This is a genomic window from Brevibacillus panacihumi W25, assembly GCF_000503775.1.
Classification (GTDB): domain Bacteria; phylum Bacillota; class Bacilli; order Brevibacillales; family Brevibacillaceae; genus Brevibacillus; species Brevibacillus panacihumi_A.
Genome location: NZ_KI629782.1, coordinates 134,711 through 149,059, shown reverse-complemented (window position 1 = coordinate 149,059; position 14,349 = coordinate 134,711). Strand labels below are relative to the sequence as shown.

Annotated in this window: 12 protein-coding genes; 9 read left to right on the top strand and 3 right to left on the bottom strand. The window is 49.3% G+C overall.

The features are described 5' to 3' along the window. Positions 1-80 precede the first annotated feature (80 nt). Positions 81-980, bottom strand: coding sequence for a DMT family transporter (locus T458_RS30210; protein WP_023554210.1), 900 nt, complete (start codon positions 978-980; stop codon positions 81-83). 361 nt (positions 981-1,341) lie between these two features. Between T458_RS30210 and T458_RS30205 the strand changes: the two genes are divergently transcribed. From T458_RS30205 to T458_RS30185, 5 genes are read left to right on the top strand one after another with little or no spacing between them, the layout of a single operon-like run. Then, a complete protein-coding gene (locus T458_RS30205) occupies positions 1,342-2,223 on the top strand; it encodes a MurR/RpiR family transcriptional regulator (protein ID WP_023554209.1) in 882 nt (293 codons plus the stop codon). A gap of 39 nt (positions 2,224-2,262) precedes the next feature. Beyond that, a complete protein-coding gene (locus tag T458_RS30200; RefSeq protein WP_023554208.1) occupies positions 2,263-3,573 on the top strand; it encodes a CapA family protein in 1,311 nt (436 codons plus the stop codon). 13 nt (positions 3,574-3,586) lie between these two features. Continuing rightward, the gene (locus T458_RS30195) at positions 3,587-5,059 is read left to right on the top strand and encodes a serine hydrolase domain-containing protein (protein ID WP_023554207.1); all 1,473 of its coding nucleotides are present in this window, start codon (positions 3,587-3,589) and stop codon (positions 5,057-5,059) included. After that, a complete protein-coding gene (locus tag T458_RS30190) occupies positions 5,001-6,263 on the top strand; it encodes an MFS transporter (RefSeq protein ID WP_023554206.1) in 1,263 nt (420 codons plus the stop codon). The genes T458_RS30195 and T458_RS30190 overlap by 59 nt, the downstream gene beginning before the upstream one ends. A 49-nt stretch (positions 6,264-6,312) precedes the next feature. Then, positions 6,313-7,803 carry a long-chain-fatty-acid--CoA ligase gene (locus tag T458_RS30185; protein WP_023554205.1) on the top strand — a complete coding sequence of 497 codons (1,491 nt, stop codon included), beginning with the start codon at positions 6,313-6,315 and terminating at the stop codon, positions 7,801-7,803. 102 nt (positions 7,804-7,905) lie between these two features. Here the strand turns inward: T458_RS30185 and T458_RS30180 are convergent, their stop codons facing one another. Both T458_RS30180 and T458_RS30175 read right to left on the bottom strand, forming a co-directional pair. Beyond that, positions 7,906-8,736 (bottom strand): alpha/beta fold hydrolase, encoded by an 831-nt coding sequence (locus T458_RS30180; RefSeq protein WP_023554204.1) that lies wholly within the window; start codon positions 8,734-8,736, stop codon positions 7,906-7,908. A 116-nt stretch (positions 8,737-8,852) separates the two neighbouring features. Further along, positions 8,853-9,305 carry an Lrp/AsnC family transcriptional regulator gene (locus T458_RS30175; protein ID WP_031305291.1) on the bottom strand — a complete coding sequence of 151 codons (453 nt, stop codon included), beginning with the start codon at positions 9,303-9,305 and terminating at the stop codon, positions 8,853-8,855. Between the two features lie 255 nt (positions 9,306-9,560). On the opposite strand from T458_RS30175, the gene pdhA reads away from it, so the two are divergent. From pdhA to lpdA, 4 genes are read left to right on the top strand one after another with little or no spacing between them, the layout of a single operon-like run. Then, positions 9,561-10,676, top strand: a complete 1,116-nt coding sequence (gene pdhA, locus T458_RS30170; RefSeq protein WP_144083833.1) for a pyruvate dehydrogenase (acetyl-transferring) E1 component subunit alpha — start codon at positions 9,561-9,563, stop codon at positions 10,674-10,676. Then, positions 10,673-11,656, top strand: a complete 984-nt coding sequence (locus tag T458_RS30165) for an alpha-ketoacid dehydrogenase subunit beta (RefSeq protein ID WP_023554201.1) — start codon at positions 10,673-10,675, stop codon at positions 11,654-11,656. Before pdhA ends, T458_RS30165 begins: the two co-directional genes overlap by 4 nt. Positions 11,657-11,686: 30 nt before the next feature. Further along, positions 11,687-12,892, top strand: a complete 1,206-nt coding sequence (locus tag T458_RS30160) for a dihydrolipoamide acetyltransferase family protein (RefSeq protein WP_023554200.1) — start codon at positions 11,687-11,689, stop codon at positions 12,890-12,892. Next, positions 12,893-14,338: a dihydrolipoyl dehydrogenase gene (gene lpdA, locus T458_RS30155; RefSeq protein ID WP_023554199.1), complete on the top strand. Its 1,446-nt coding sequence runs from the start codon at positions 12,893-12,895 to the stop codon at positions 14,336-14,338. Positions 14,339-14,349: the final 11 nt, after the last annotated feature.

Below are 14,349 nucleotides of genomic sequence, written 5' to 3'. Positions count from 1 at the left end.
TAATCCGACCAAATAATAACAGCGGCAGTCAAGGAAAAAAATCCAAGACTGTCGCTGTTTCTGTCAGCTTCTCTATTAATTTATACGCTTACGGTTTCTTCCTGGGGTTTCTCGTTACGAATGACTAATAGTACCCCAATAAATATTAATATTGTACCCATCCAGAAAGACAAACCAATCTGTTCACCTAGCAATAACCATCCTAAAAAAGTACCAACTATCGGCTGGAAAAAGAAAAATAATCCTCCACTAGAAGCATTAAGCTTCTGTAAGCCTCGATTCCACAGCAAAAAGCCACACGCAGTAGAAATGACCCCCAAGTACAGCAGACCTCCCCAGATAGAAGGCTGCATGATCGCTTGAAGATCAAGCTTCGTTAATCTCCCAAGTGAAAAAGGCGATAGAAAGGCAATGGCTACAAGGATGCTGTAACTTGTTAAGACAATTTGCGAATATTGGCCTGGTACACGTTTTACAAGGACAGACATTAGTGACCAAGTTAGTGCTGCGACAATCAGGGATATACCACCAAGCTGATTAGAGGTATCAATTTGAGCAGTTCCGACAATAACACACACACCAGTTGTTGCTAAAACGATAGAAATGGCTTTCTTTGCAGTAATTTTTTCTTTAAGGATCAATCGTGCAAACAGGACCATAAAAGCAGGTGTTGTGGATGTAATAATGGCTCCCATTTGCGCAGATGAAAGCATCGTTCCGACCTCTTGGGTTACGATTGAAATCGTATTCCCAATAAATCCAATCAAAATGATGAGTAGCCAGTCACGTTTCGCGACACGCCATGATTGTTTTGTTAGTGCTCCGATAATTAGTAATGCTAAAAGAGCAATTACATACCGAAGCCATACTAACTCAAGTGGTGGTACAATATCGACTACAACTTTAACAACAACATACATTCCGCCCCAGATACTAGCGGCGAGTGATAAATATAAAGAACCAAGTAAGGTATTTTTCATTGCTGCCCTCCGTTTTATAGACATTCGTGTATGTCCTTAACGGAGACGTAATCATTCTTCCGTTAAGGGAGAATAATTACAGGTACATCATTTTCAAAAAGTGGTGAATACATCATTAGCTTTCTTCTCCTTTCAAATCTGTATTTTATTTTACTACAAACCGATTTGAAAAAGTATCTACATACTGAACTTTCCCGCCTTTTCGTATCTGAAAAGGCGGGTTTTTCATTCCAAGACCACCTCTTCCAGAGTATCAAAATGAAGGATTTACTACATTTTCTGATGTGTATTGAAGTGAAATGTGTCAAAAGATATAATATTCACAAAATTACGTTTTCCGTTTAACAAAGGAGCTACTGAAATGGAGCAGGTAAAGGAACGAATCAGAAAGCAATTTGGCAATCTTACCGCCAGTCAGAAAATCATCTCCAAGGTCGCTGTCGACAAGCCTAGTCTGATCGCCATCCATACAGCCAAAAAAATCGGAGAGCTGACGAACACGAGCGAAGCGACGGTGATTCGTTTTTGCCACTCCTTGGGGTATTCCGGCTATTCGGAGCTGCAAGATGAGATTAAAAAGGCCCTGTTGATGGTGGATCAACGAAAAGGTCCGATCCAAAAATACCGCGCCACCGAGGATGCAGTTACGAGGGATAACTATGCCCACCAAGTCATCGAGACGGATATCGCCTTTTTGCAGCATGGCTTGGAGCAGTTCGATTACGAACTTTACCAGCAGGCGATTGACAGCATTATCCGTGCGAACAGAATTGTCGTAGTTGGTCTTCGATGGTGTCACATCCCGGCAAAATGGCTATTCTCCACCTTGAATGCGATCAAGGGAAACACGCATTTGTACACCGGGGCCGTCGACAATGCCGATTACTTTTTGACCGAGCGGGATCAGGAGTGGTTGGTGATCGCGATCTCCTTTCCGCGCCATCCGGCTGAGACGATTGGGCTTGTCCAGTCTGCAAAATCACTGGGAGCAAAAGTTCTGGCCATTACAGAAGGGGAGCTGTCACCGATCAGCCAGGCTGCCGACTATCTACTGAAGGTAACGACTCCTCAGCCGGTTGCCACCAGTGGTATGCCTACTCTCTTTTCCTTGCTGAATGTGCTGATCAAGGGGGTGATGGTACATGATGCTGCCAATGTGCAAAAGCGGCTGCAGCATTATGATGAGATCAGTTCGAAGCTTTACTCGTTCGTCGGGGAAGAGGACGATTTTCCATTCTATTAGTCCCGCCTATCATCTCGTAGAGAGGAAGGAATCAGGATCATGACAAAACCTCTGCTTTTTGCAGCAACAGGAGACAGCTTCATTACTCGCGTCCTTCCTTACAAGGACCAGGCTTTTCAGGAGGTATCGCAGCTGCTTCACCAGGCAGATGTCCGCATCGCCAATCTGGAGACGACGGTGCACGAACAGGAAGGATATCCAAGCGCGCAAAGCGGCGGCACATGGGCGATGTCGCCACCCGCAGTCTTGCAAGTAATGAAAGAGTATGGGTTCAACATGATCGGCTGGGCCAACAATCATACCTTGGATTATCTCTACGGCGGCCTGGAGGCAACAGAGCGGTATCTGAACCAATACGGCTTTGTTCATGCCGGAGCAGGTAAAAACCTGGCTGAAGCAGGAGCTCCTCGCTATCTGGAATGTGAACAAGCCCGCGTCGCATTGATTGCTGCTACCTCTACGTTTCATCCCTGGTGGGCGGCTGGCGACCAAAGACCGGATTGCGCGGGAAGGCCAGGAATCAACCCGATGCGCTACATCATGACGCATCATGTAACAAAAGAGAAGTTGGAGGCTCTCAAAAAGATAGCCGACAGCATCGACATCAATGCCTTTAGCAAGGTCTTGATTGAAGAAGGATTTATGAATTCGCCAGGCGACGATATTTTTCTCTTCGGCACCTCTCGTTTTCGGGAAGCGGATAGAGATTATACGACTACTGAGCCGCATCCCCGGGACCTGCACCGGATCATCCAGACGATTGAAGAGGCAAAGCGCCGGGCTGATTACGTCATCATCAGCATCCATGCACACGAAATGAAGGGGGAAGACAAGGAGGATCCCGCAGATTTTCTGAAGGTATTTGCAAAAGCGTGTATCGATGCCGGAGCGCATGCTGTGGTGGGCCATGGACCTCATCTGTTGCGGGGAATCGAAATCTATAAAAACCGTCCCATTTTTTACAGCCTGGGAGATTTTATTTTCCAGACGGAGGCCGTGACGAGCCAACCGGCAGATTTTTATGAACACTATGGTCTGGATCATCGCCATAATGTCGCAGATGCATTAGAGGCGATGAGTGCGAATTATACCCGGGGACTCTGTGTGCATCGGGAGGTCTGGGAGGCGGTCATCCCGATCTGGAAGATGCAGGATGGAGAACTGTTGGAAATCGAACTCCATCCGATTGAACTGGGGTATGAATTGCCCGTTCACCGCATGGGATGGCCGAAGCTGAGCAAGGAGCCTCACATACTAGAGAAGCTCCAAACCTTAAGCGAGCCATTCGGCACACGAATGGAGATTGAAGGGGGGATCGGGAAAATACGGATTCCTTGCAATCAAAAATAGCGAGGTGGAAGAGGTGTCAATAGGGTTAACCACAAATCGCTTAAGAGATCTGACGCAACATGCAGATCGAATACGGGAAGAATGGGGCTTTCCTGGAAGTGCGGTTGGCATCGTATACGATGACAAAGTCCTTTTCTCGGCTGGCTTTGGCCACCACCGCATAGGGGAGAATTCAGAGGTTACGCCACATACCCTGTTCCCCATCGCATCAGCTACCAAATCATTCACAGCCATGAGTCTTGCTCTGCTTGTGGAGGAGGGAAAGCTGGATTGGGATGTTCCCTTGCAGCAATACTGGCCAGCATTTCGTCTATTCGACCCGATTGCGAGCGTACAAATCACGGTTCGCGATATCCTCTGTCATCGATCCGGTCTGCCGAGGCATGATCTGGTCTGGTACAATACGAGACTTACACGTGAGCAATTGGTAAAACGTGTTCGCTATTTAGAGCCTACTGTGGATTTTCGCCACTCCTATCAATACCAAAATCTGTTGTATACGGCTGCGGGTCATCTTGTTGAACGCTTGAGTGGCTTGAGTTGGGAGGATTTTGTAAAAGAACGCATCCTGACTAAGCTGGGGATGGATCACAGCTATTTCACCGTGGAGAATGCTCGGCACGCCGGACCGATTGCGTTGCCGTATATGTGGAAAGCGGGCAGTGTGACGGAAGTTCCTTTTTTGAACAACGAAGCGATTGGTCCTGCGGGTTCAATGATCTCATGCGTAGAGGATATGATCAAATGGCTTACCTTCCAGCTTCGTGGCGTGCTGCCAGATGGTCAGCCTCTCGTCGGACAGCAGCTTTTGTTGGAAATGCATCAACCTCAAATGGTCTCATCGACGCAAACTCTGTATCCAGAGATCCCGTTTGTTTGCTCCGCATTGGGATGGTTTGTTCAAAGCTATCGCGGACATAACATGATTTTTCATCCTGGCAATCTTCAGGGCTTTACTTCTTTCGTCAGTTTTTTGCCCGAACAGAAGCTCGGAATTGTCGTCCTGAGCCAAGTGGATCAGTCTCGCCTCCCAGTGGCATTGACCTATGAAATTTACGATCGGCTGCTGGATCTGGCGCCACTCGATTGGCATGGCAGATTGAAGCAGGAGGTCCAAGAGGAAGCCAAAAAGATGGAAGAACAGCTGCAAAACTTCAAAAAGAGCATCGACAGCATGGATGACCATGATCATCCGCTATCCTCCCGACAATATGGCCGTTATGAGGGGAATTACCATCACCCCGGTTACGGAATCGTTTCTATTGCCCACACGGAGAACAGCCTGCAGATGAAGATGCTCGACAATAGACTCACCTTTAGAAGGCGGCATCGTCGGTTTTGCAGCAAAGCTGGAGCCTGCCGAGAAAGCAAAGGAGATTCGTTTTACACGCATGTAAAATCATATTTTCCCATAGGAGTGGTTGGGTATGATGGCCAGAATTACGATGGTAATGCTGTTTGTGTTGTACATGATCAACTATGCTGACAAGACGATCGCAGGCTATTCCGCCGTCCCGATCATAAAGGAATTTTCCTTGACGCAGGAGGAGTGGGGGCTTGTCGGCAGCAGCTTCTTCTGGTTTTTCGCGATAGCGGGTATCTTGGGTGCTGCCCTGTCGGATAAGATCGGGACGAAAAAAATGCTGGCGATCATGGCGATATCGTGGACCGTGGTGCAGTTTGGTGCCTATGCGATCGCCGGTCTGCCGATGCTGGTCGTAGCCAGGGTTCTTCTTGGTATCGGGGAAGGTCCGTTTTGGGCAACGGTCGTCAGTCACTTGAACAAATGGTTTCCCGAAGAAAAACGCGGACTAGTCTATTCGACTGTCAACTTTGGCGCATTCGTCGGCGCGGTTGCGTCAGCTCCGCTCCTGGTCTATTTGATTGATACCTATGGCTGGCGCTTTTCTTGGGGATTCATGGGGGCATTGAGCCTGATTTGGTTTTTGATTTGGCTGTGGGTGGGAAAAGAAAGACCAGCCCAAAGCGTGGAAGCTAGCAAGTCTGCTGCTGCCACACCCCTGCCAAAAGTTACGTGGTCCGAGATTTCTGGTGTTTTCCTATCCTTGACCTTTGTTCTGTGTTTCCTTGTCTATTTCGCGCAAATCTGGGGCACTACGTTTGCTTCGGTGTGGGAACCAGCCTATCTGGTTCAAGTCATTCAATTAACCAATCAAGAGATGGCGTATTCGATCGCGGGTACGGGTCTGGTAGCGGGCTTGATGACGATCCTGATATCCTGGGGAGGGGATCGGCTGTATAAAAAACATCGCAGCTATCGCAAATCTTATGTGCGAATTGGCGGCATATCGATTATTCTCGGCGGAATTTTCTTCTATTCTGTTACATGGTTCCAATCTACTGTGTTCGTCTTGATCGCGTTATGTCTGGCAAAAGGATTTGCATTTTCGGTAGGGACTGCAGCGTCCGTCATCGTCAGCAGCATGATGCCACTTCGGACGGGGTTGCTCGTCGGAGTGTTGTCGAGCCTGGTCACACTCGCGGGTATCATATCTCCGCTGGTCACTGGTTCCATCGTCCAAAATGCGCCTAATCTGGCTACGGGCTTTAACAATGCCATGATTCTGAACGGATTGATTTGCCTGGTTTTTGGCATCCTGTTCCTGCTCTTCGCAAAAAAGAAGGAGGAGAGAATCGATGCGTCATCTCCACTGATACAAGCGTCCTAAAGGCGTCGGAAGATTCGGTATTTGGTGCAAAGAAATGGAGGGAAGTTTCATGTACCATTTGGACAGAAATTTGAAAATAAGCGCAGAAAAATTCCCGCAGCAGCCTGCTTATGTGTTTCTTGATGTGAGTATCACCTACGCTGAATTGGATCGAAAGGTAGACTTGATCGCTGCCGGACTGGCTGAACGGGGGATAGGCAAGGAAGATGCTGTAGCCCTCCTGATGGATAACAGACCGGAATTCATCCAGGCTTACTATGCAATTTTGCGTGTCGGTGCCGCAGTTGTTCCGATGAATCCGAGTTATACACCCAGAGAAATCGAATTCCTATTATCCAACAGCAAAGCGAAAGCGGTCATTGCCCTATCAGCATTGGAGCCTGTTTTGAGCCCCATGAAGGAGCGGCTGGATCATGTGAAATTGGCTGTCTACACCGAACCGGTAAACAACGAGCTTTCGCTGAAACAACTGGAGAGTGGATACCGCTATGAACAGCCGGAGAAGGATGAGAACGATCTGGCTGTCATCCTCTACACGTCCGGGACCACTGGACAGCCAAAAGGCGCGATGCTGTCCCATCGGAATATGGCTTCCAATGCGGAGGCGTTGGGGATCCTGTTGGAGCTGGAGGCCAGGGATCGGATGGTCGCGGTCCTGCCCATGTTTCATGTCTTTTGCATGTCGGTTTGCGTAAATGGACCCATTCGGTACGGGTCAACCATCTTGATTGCTCCAAGGTTTCATCCTGCAGAGATACTAGATCTCATTCGTACTCAAAAGGCAACCTGTTTTGCCGGGGTGCCGACGATGTACAACTACATGCTTCAGCTTCAGGCAGCGACAAGAGAAGATATGGCCAGCATTCGTGTCTGCTGTTCCGGTGGGGCATCCATGCCTGTCGAATTGTTGCACAGGTTCGAGGAAAAATTCGATGTAAAGATCATGGAAGGATACGGCCTGTCAGAAGCGGCCCCGGCTACGGCCTTCAATCCGATCCGAGGGGTCCGCAAGCCAGGTTCTGTCGGTGTCGATATTCCGGGAGTCATCAACAAGGTGGTCGATCCGGAAGGGAATGAACTGCCCCGTGGCGAAGTCGGGGAGCTCGTGGTCCATGGTCCCAATGTGATGATGGGGTATCTCGGTCTGCCGGAAGATACGAAGGCCGTATTGCAGGACGGCTGGCTTTATACCGGTGATCTGGCGCGGATGGACGAAGACGGGTATGTGTATATCGTAGACCGGAAGAAAGACATGATTCTCGTAGATGGCTACAATGTCTATCCGCGCGAGGTAGAGGAGGTGCTGTATCAGCATCCTGCCATCATCGAGGCGGCGGTGATCGGAATCCCTGACGAAATGCACGGAGAGGCTGTCAAAGCGTATATAGCATGCAGAGAAGCAGTATCGGAAGAAGAGATTCTCTCTTTTTGCAGCGACAAGCTGGTAAAATACAAAGTGCCGCGGCAGGTGGAAATCGTCAATGAGCTACCTAAGAACAGTACGGGGAAGATCTTGAGACGATCTTTACGGACATCATAATCAGCAAATAGACTGGAAGGCAACGTTTTCCGTTTGCAGTCCGGTCTATTTTTTTGCTTTCTCTCCATATTGAAGGACTTCAAGTAGGCGGATGTCGGCCTGTTATGGTCTCGCTGGTTCATTCAAATAATCGCTTACTCTGCCTAACCAGTCATGTACAAGCTCTGTAAACAAATGTGGTTGCTCGATTTGCAGATTATGACCGGCACAGTCAAGAACAACAAAAGAGGAACGAGGATAGTTATCGATCAGATGCCATGCATCTTTAAACCCTACAGATGAGTCTTGTCTGCCAACGACAAATAAACTGGGATATGGAAAACAGACTGTATCCAATTCAAAAGAAAATCCGTAGGCTGTTTTTATTTTTTCCAAAAAGGGATAGTCCGCCAATTCACAGCCGGCAAGAATTTCGTTTTTATAGCGGCTCCACGTATACTCGTTTGCGACCACCGCCATGGCTGTAAAGTCCTCTTGTTTCTGCAGTGTCAGTTTGTCCCATAGGTGTTTGTCCTCCATTAACAAGGTTCTGGGGGGCAAATCACGTTTTTCCTTATCAGGGACGACCATCGGACATAAAAATAGAGCGCCTTTTACTTGGCTTCGGCGTTTTTCAATCACACCTCTTGCCAGATATCCTCCAAATGATTCTCCAGCGATTAAAAAAGGTTTTTCGGGAAGGACCTGGTCGATAAAGTGGAGGATAACCTCTAGCATTTCATCCGAATTTGCGATGTGGTGATAGTGTGTTGAAAGTCCCATGCCTGGCAGATCGACATACAGTCTGCGAAATCCGTGAAGATTAGTAAAAACAGGTTCCATGCAGCCTTTCATCATTTGATGATCCAGCGAAAAACCATGCAGCATGACAACAGGAAGTCCAGTACCAATATCTTCATAAAAAACCTGAACACCGTAGGAAAGACAGCGCATATGGGACACCTCGCCATTGAAATAATCACAAATCCTGTGGAGACATTCTAACTCCGATTATAGAACAAATGTTCGTGAAGTCGACCCGTTTTTAACCTTTACAAAGCTTTATTGCCTTATACGCCACTCGAAGGATGAGGGGTAATGCAGCGAAACGATACGGGCGAAGACAATACGAGCGACGTATTTACATTTCCGTAGGGCAGGAGGGAATCGATCAATTGACTGAGATGCTCCATGCCAGTCACGGCCGCTTTGAGCAGGTAACTGACTTCTCCGGTCAGCCGGTGGCATTCGATAATATCGGGATTTTCCTGGATGGACTTTTCAAAATCGGAATAAGAATGAATGCGCAGTTGGCTCAATTGAATAAAGACAAGCACGTCCCTGCCGATAGCCTTCGGCGAAACTCTAGCCGAGAAGCCTTCGATGACCCCTTTTTCCTCAAGCCGATTGAGCCGCTCCGAGATGCTTGGGCGACTGAGAGAAAGCTTTTTGGATAAATCGCTGATAGAGATTCGACCTTCAAGTTGAAGAAGCTCCAAAAGGCGGATGTCGGTTTGATCCATCATGAATAAGCCCCGCTTTCTATCTGGGTTTTTTGAGTGTGATTGGAACTTTTCAGCCCCATTTCACACGATTCGCGTTTGTTGCAAAGTGAAGGAAAAGAATCGTGTAATGATTCATATTGTAATGAGAAACGCTCGTATTCTATTCATTTTATCATGTCATTCCCACCTTGTCTTGTTTTATCATGAAAGCGTATACAGAAAAATTGGAACACTCACTCTAATCCTACATTTTGATAAGGGGTGACTGACATGATGGTTTATTCTGAGAACCAGAGAAAATCCTTCGACGAAACCACAATCAGTGCGGACATGTACCAGGTGTTGTCAGAGCAGGGTGATCTGCTTTCATCCCTGGATGGAAAGATCGATGATTCCTTGATGCTTCACATGTACGAAAAGATGCTTTTGGTCCGGCTGTTTGACCGCAAATCCGTAAACCTGCAACGCCAGGGAAGAATGGGTACGTACGCGCCTTTTGAAGGTCAGGAAGCATCCCAGGTAGGCAGCGCTTTGGCGCTCTCGCCAGGGGACTGGATGTTCCCGACCTACCGCGATCATGCAGCGGCTATCGTCCATGGACAGGATTTGTATCGCATCTTCCTGTACTGGATGGGCCATGTTGAAGGCTCGATCTGCCCTGAAGGCAAGCGAATCATGCCGCCATGTGTTCCCATCGCAACGCAAATGGTCCACGCAGTCGGCACCGCATGGGCAAGCAAGCGAAAAGGTGAAAAAACGGCCAGCATCGCCTATTTCGGGGACGGAGCGACATCGGAAGGCGATTTTCATGAGGCTTTGAACTTTGCAGGTGTCTTTAAAACGCCGACCATCTTCTTTTGCCAGAATAACGGCTACGCGATCAGCGTTCCTTTTGAAAAGCAGTCCGCTTCCAAAACGATTGCCCAGCGCGCCGCAGCATATGATATTCCGGGTATTCGCGTGGACGGAAACGATATTTTTGCAGTCTATTTGATGGTGAAGGAAGCTGTCGAGAGGGGCCTGCGCGGGGAAGGACCAACCTTGATCGAAGCGATCACCTTCCGCTACGGCGCCCACACCACAGCAGATGATCCGAAGAAATACCGCGATCAGGAGACACTTTCCCAGGAGTGGCGGGAAAAACGCGATCCGCTGGCACGCCTGCAAAAGCTGCTGCAAAAAAGGGGCATCTGGAATGAGAAGCTGGAGGAGCAATGGCTTGCGCAGATGAACGAGCAAATCGATTTGCATCTGGAAAAGGCAGAACGTTATCCAAAGGCAGATCCGGTTGGCATGTTTGAGCACGTATACGCCGAAATGCCATGGAACATCCGCGAGCAGCAGGAAGAGTGCCGTTCATTCTTCAAGAAGGACGTGAAGATCTCATGAGCAGAAAATTGACAATGATTCAAGCCATTACGGAAGCCATGGATCAGATGCTTGCCCAAGATCCCCGCGTCATGCTTCTGGGAGAAGATATTGGCATCAATGGCGGGGTCTTTCGGGCAACAGAAGGCTTGGTGGAAAAGTATGGGCCTGAACGAGTAGTGGATACCCCGCTGGCAGAGGCCGGAATCATTGGTTCTGCCATCGGACTGGCAATGAATGGGATGATTCCGGTAGTGGAGATTCAGTTTCTCGCCTTTATCTATCCGGGTTTTGAGCAGATCGTCTCCCATGCAGCGAGGATGCGCTATCGTACACGCGGGCAGTTTGAGGTGCCAATGGTGATTCGCACGCCTTATGGTGCCGGCATACGCGGTCCCGAGCTTCACTCAGAAAGCGTGGAAACCTATTTTGCGCATACCCCTGGACTGAAGGTCGTTGCTCCGAGCAATCCTTATGACGCCAAAGGTCTGTTGATCGCCGCCATGGAAGACCGTGATCCGGTCCTTTTCCTGGAGCCGACCAAGCTGTATCGCGCCTTTAAAGAAGATGTCCCGGAAGAAATATACCGCGTGCCTCTCGGGAAAGCCAAGGTCGTTTCGGAGGGAGACGATGTGACGATTTTTGCTTGGGGCGCCATGCTGCGTGAAGCCATGCAGGCAGCCAAAAAAATAGAAGAAGAACAGGGCTGGAAATGTGAAGTCGTCGATCTTCGCACGCTTTATCCGCTGGATCGGGATACGATCCTTTCATCTGTGAAAAAAACGGGCCGTGCCATCATTGTTCATGAGGCTCATCGGACAGCCGGCTTGGGTGCAGAGATCGTGTCTTTGATCAACGACGAGGCATTGATCTATCTGAAGGCACCGGTGAAGCGAGTGACCGGCTTTGACATACCCGTACCGCAGTTTTCTGTAGAAGATGCCTATTTGCCGACAGTGGAGCGCGTTCAACGCGGAATTGTGGAAACGCTTTCTTTTTAATCGACTCAAGGACCAAAAGGAGGGAGTAGCATGGTGGAATTCAAGCTCCCTGATGTAGGCGAAGGCATGCATGAAGGGGAAATTACCAGATGGCTGGTAAAAGAAGGAGACTTCGTCACGCGGGATCAGCCCGTCGTGGAGGTACAAACGGACAAAGTAAATGCTGAATTGACGTCACCCGCTACAGGAGTTGTAAACAAGATGTTCTTCGCGGTAGGGGACACGGTGGAAGTGGGGGCTACCCTCTACGTGATCCAACCAGAAGGAGAGGAAGAGAAGAAGCCCGCAGCAGTACCTCCTGCTGCTCCGAGACAAGCACGGGCACTTGCAACACCGTATGTCCGTCAAATGGCGAGGGAAATGTCGATCGATCTGGATGATGTGGCCGGTACAGGACCCGCGGGAAGAGTAGTGGAGTCCGATCTGATTCAGTACGCGGAGCGAAAGAAAGCGGGTCCGACTCCAGATAATCGTCCAAAAGAGCAGGAGGCAAAAACAGAGGCGGCATCTGTGAAACCGTTGCTTTTGGGAGAATCAGAAGAGCGAATTCCTTTGAAGGGGATCCGCAAAAAAATAGCCGAACATTTGACCAAATCAGCTACAATCATCCCGCATGTAACCCATGTGGATGAACTGGAAATGGACGCTGTAAAGGAATGGAGAGACCGGATCAAGGAATATGCCGATCGAAAGAATATCAAGCTGACGTTCCTTCCCTTCTTTATCAAAGCGATTGTCATAGCCCTGAAAGAATTCCCAACGCTGAATGCTTCGATCGATGACGAGACGAATGAAATCGTCCTCAAGCATTACTATCACATTGGGATCGCGACAGATACCGAAGATGGACTCATCGTACCCGTCATCAAGCATGCCGATCAAAAAACAATTCTGGAGCTCGCGGCCGAAATCAGCCAACTGTCATTTCTGGCGAGGGAAGGCAAATTGACTCTTGATCAAATCAGCGGCGGCACCTTTACGATCAGCAACGTAGGTCCAATAGGCGGGTTGCAGGCCACACCGATCATCAACCATCCAGAAGTGGCGATTCTGGCTCTGCACAAGATGGAGCCTCGCATGGTTGTTCGGAATTGGGAAGGTGTGATACGTCTGATGATGAACATGTCTTTAAGCTTCGACCATCGCCTGATCGATGGCGTCACTGCCGTCCGTTTTACGAACCGGATCAAGGAATTGCTGGAGAATCCCAATCTATTATTCGCGGAGTTGAGATAGATGGTAGTAGGCGAAGTAGCAGTAGAGACAGATGTGGTCGTAATCGGAGGTGGCCCTGGCGGATATGCCGCTGCGATTCGCCTGGGGCAATTGGGCAAGTCGGTTGTGTTGATCGAAAAGGATCAGTTGGGCGGAGTATGTCTCAACCGGGGATGTATTCCGTCCAAGGCTTTGATTCATACAGCGGAGCAATTTCACGGATTTACTCACTTCAGAAAAATGGGAATCCATCTCCCGGAGAAAGAGGCAACGGTCGACCTCGGAACATGGCAAATGTGGAAAGAAAGTATTGTCTCGCAACTAAACCAGGGGATCGCACATCTATGCAAAGAGAACGGTGTGACAGTGGTGACAGGCCACGCTGCTTTTCTATCGGAGGATCGCATCGGGGTGGAGACCGGCGGTGATTTCGAGACCTATAAGTTCAAGGAAGCCATAATTGCAACGGGATCGAGACCCTTTATCCCGCCTTTTTTAGAGGTGGACGGGGAATACATTCTGGATTCCACCTCTGCTCTTGCGTTGGTTCAGATCCCCGAGAGATTGGCGATTATCGGAGGCGGCTATATTGGTGTAGAATTGGGAATGGCCTATGCCAAAATGGGCTCGCAGGTCACGATCATCGAATTGGCAGACCGTATATTGCCGCAGGTGGCTGGCCATCTGGTACGAGAAGTGGAGCGCAAGGCAAAAAAGCTGCGAATCACGATCAAAACCTCTACTCGCGTGGAAAAGGCCAGCATCGAAGAAAGAGAAGTCCATCTTCATCTGTCCTCGGAATTGCAGGTAGGAGAAATCCTTTTTAGCGACAAAGCACTGGTCACCATCGGCAGAGTGCCGAATACACAGGGTATCGGTCTAGATCGAGCGGGCATCACGACAGATGAGAAGGGGTATATCGCCGTAGACAGCAAGTGTCGCACACAAGTCCCCCATATCTACGCCATTGGCGATGTGACCCCGGGACCAGCTCTCGCCCACCGTGCTTCCAAGCAAGGGATTGTGGCCGCAGAAGTGATTGGCGGTTTGCCCAGCGCGATCGATTCCCCACATGTTCCGTATGTGATTTTTTCTGATCCGCAGATTGCAGGAGTCGGGTACACCCGCGAGGAAGCGCAGCTGCAGGGGCATGAGGTAAAAGTCGGGACGTTCCCATTCCGCGCAAACGGACGTGCGCTGGCGACAAATGAAACAGAAGGGTTTGCCGAAGTGATTGTGGATGCACAGACACATGTTTTGCTAGGGCTGCACGTCGTAGGCGCGGACGCTTCCAATCTCATAGGCGAAGGAGTTCTCGCCCTGGAAATGGCAGCACGTGTGGAGGATATAGCGCTGACCATGCATCCGCACCCCACCTTGACAGAAGGGTGGCTGGAAGCGGCGGAGGCTGCATTGGGACATGCGATTTATATCGTTAATAAAGGAAAAGCAAGCACGACCGACTGAACATACCTCAG

Bases quoted from the DNA above. Each gene is read 5' to 3' on its own strand.
- T458_RS30210 (WP_023554210.1), bottom strand. From the start codon at position 980: ATGAAAAATACCTTACTTGGTTCTTTATATTTATCACTCGCCGCTAGT.
- T458_RS30205 (WP_023554209.1), top strand. From the start codon at position 1,342: ATGGAGCAGGTAAAGGAACGAATCAGAAAGCAATTTGGCAATCTTACC.
- T458_RS30200 (WP_023554208.1), top strand. From the start codon at position 2,263: ATGACAAAACCTCTGCTTTTTGCAGCAACAGGAGACAGCTTCATTACT.
- T458_RS30190 (WP_023554206.1), top strand. From the start codon at position 5,001: ATGATGGCCAGAATTACGATGGTAATGCTGTTTGTGTTGTACATGATC.
- T458_RS30185 (WP_023554205.1), top strand. From the start codon at position 6,313: ATGTACCATTTGGACAGAAATTTGAAAATAAGCGCAGAAAAATTCCCG.
- T458_RS30180 (WP_023554204.1), bottom strand. From the start codon at position 8,736: ATGCGCTGTCTTTCCTACGGTGTTCAGGTTTTTTATGAAGATATTGGT.
- T458_RS30175 (WP_031305291.1), bottom strand. From the start codon at position 9,305: ATGGATCAAACCGACATCCGCCTTTTGGAGCTTCTTCAACTTGAAGGT.
- pdhA (WP_144083833.1), top strand. From the start codon at position 9,561: ATGGTTTATTCTGAGAACCAGAGAAAATCCTTCGACGAAACCACAATC.
- T458_RS30165 (WP_023554201.1), top strand. From the start codon at position 10,673: ATGAGCAGAAAATTGACAATGATTCAAGCCATTACGGAAGCCATGGAT.
- T458_RS30160 (WP_023554200.1), top strand. From the start codon at position 11,687: ATGGTGGAATTCAAGCTCCCTGATGTAGGCGAAGGCATGCATGAAGGG.
- lpdA (WP_023554199.1), top strand. From the start codon at position 12,893: ATGGTAGTAGGCGAAGTAGCAGTAGAGACAGATGTGGTCGTAATCGGA.